This is a genomic window from Christensenella sp. (assembly GCF_034927525.1).
In the GTDB taxonomy this organism is placed as follows: Bacteria; Bacillota; Clostridia; order Christensenellales; family Christensenellaceae; genus Christensenella.
In genome coordinates, this window is the sequence record NZ_JAYFPU010000097.1 from 1 (window position 1) to 1,800 (window position 1,800).

Here is a 1,800-nt window from a genome sequence, read left to right on the forward strand (position 1 = left end):
TTTAAAAATATATTAGGAGGAAAGTATGAAGAAATTAGAGATTGTGCTGAATCCCAATCTTTTAGAGGATGCCAAGGAGATTCTAAATACCTGTGATATTCAGGGGATGATGATTACCAATATTATGGGGTATGGGAACCAGAAGGGATTTAAAAAATCCTATCGCGGGACATCCTACACCGTGAACTTTTTGCCAAAAATTAAAATTGAAACCATCACCGATGCGGAGACCGCAGAAATCATCATTAAGCTGTTAACTGAAAGGCTGCCCTCTGATGAAATCGGCGGCGGCAAGATCTTTGTGTACGATGTGGCGGATGTCGTTCGTATCCGTACAGGGGAACGCGGTCCAGATGCCATCTAATGGGACGGTGTAGGATTTAAAAAAATAGCGATACAATTATCAATGGGGATAATTATTTTCAATGTAAAACGGTTATTATACCTTTTTTACATGATAGACATTGAAAATAAGGATCCCCTTTATTTTTTGAAAAATAAAGAAAGAGGTATTAACTTATGGATATGCAGCAATATGCAGATATCGTATGGGTGTTCCTGGGAGCTGCCCTGGTTATGTTTATGCAGCCGGGCTTCGCCATGGTGGAAACAGGCTTTACCCGGGCTAAAAACGCCGGGAACATCATTATGAAGAACTTTGTGGATTACATGATTGGTTCAATTCTTTTCCTCTGTGTGGGCTTTGCCGTCATGTTTGGCGGGGATGGTGCCTTCATTGGAACGTCAGGCTTCTTTAATCCGACATCCATCCAGGTGGTGGATAATATTCCCCCAGAACTCTATATATTCTTTCAGACGGTGTTCTGCGCCACCGCGGCAACCATCGTTTCCGGGGCTGTGGCTGGGCGTACAAAGTTTACCGCCTACTGCGCGGTCTCTGCCTTCGTTAGTTTAATCATCTACCCGGTATCCGGACATTGGATCTGGGGTGGCGGCTTCTTAAGCCAGATGGGCTTTGTGGATTTTGCTGGCTCCACCGCCGTCCATTCGGTGGGGGGCTGGGTGGCCCTCATGGGTGCCATTATGGTCGGTCCCCGTATTGGTAAATATAACAAGGATGGCTCGGCCAATGCCATTCCCGGTCACTCTTTGACCCTTGGCGCTTTGGGTGTCTTTATCCTCTGGTTTGCCTGGTTTGGATTTAACTGTGGTTCCACCATTGCGGTGACTGATGAAATTGGACATATCGCAATGACCACCAACCTGGCGGCAGCGGCCGGTGGCCTGACGGTCATGTTCTTTACCTGGTTCCGGTACAAAAAACCAGATGTCTCGATGACCTTAAATGGTGTCCTCGCTGGGCTGGTGGGGATTACCGCTGGCTGCCAGGTCATTACCCTCTGGGGGTCGATCTGGGTTGGTGTTCTTTCTGGCATTGCCGTATCCTTACTGGTTCCCTTTATTGATAGTCAATGCAGGATTGATGATCCTGTTGGTGCCATTTCGGTACACGGTGGCTGTGGGGTTCTCGGCACCCTGTTAGTCGGTCTCTTTGCCAACTATATGCCAGGTACGGAAGATGCCGTCGTTGGTCTGTTCTACGGTGGTGGCTTTAACCTTTTGGGGGTTCAGTTCATTGGTGTCGTCTGTGTCGCCGCCTGGGCACTCATGACCTCGGGGATCTTCTTCCTCATCCTCAAGAAAGCCCACGGCCTGCGTGTTGAACGCATCGTTGAAATTGAAGGCTTAGACGTCCACGAACACGGCTGTGAAGCCTACGCCGACTTCGTTAGCCGGATCCAATAATCAGATAAAATAAATTTGCTCTCCTTCACACCC

At 48.1% G+C, this 1,800-nt stretch carries 2 protein-coding genes; both read left to right on the top strand.

Going from position 1 to position 1,800, the window contains the following annotated elements:
* Positions 1-25 precede the first annotated feature (25 nt).
* Entirely contained in the window at positions 26-364 is a 339-nt protein-coding gene (locus VB081_RS03820) for a P-II family nitrogen regulator (RefSeq protein ID WP_323399524.1), read from the top strand.
* 155 nt (positions 365-519) lie between these two features.
* Positions 520-1,767: an ammonium transporter gene (locus VB081_RS03825; protein ID WP_323399525.1), complete on the top strand. Its 1,248-nt coding sequence runs from the start codon at positions 520-522 to the stop codon at positions 1,765-1,767.
* Positions 1,768-1,800: the final 33 nt, after the last annotated feature.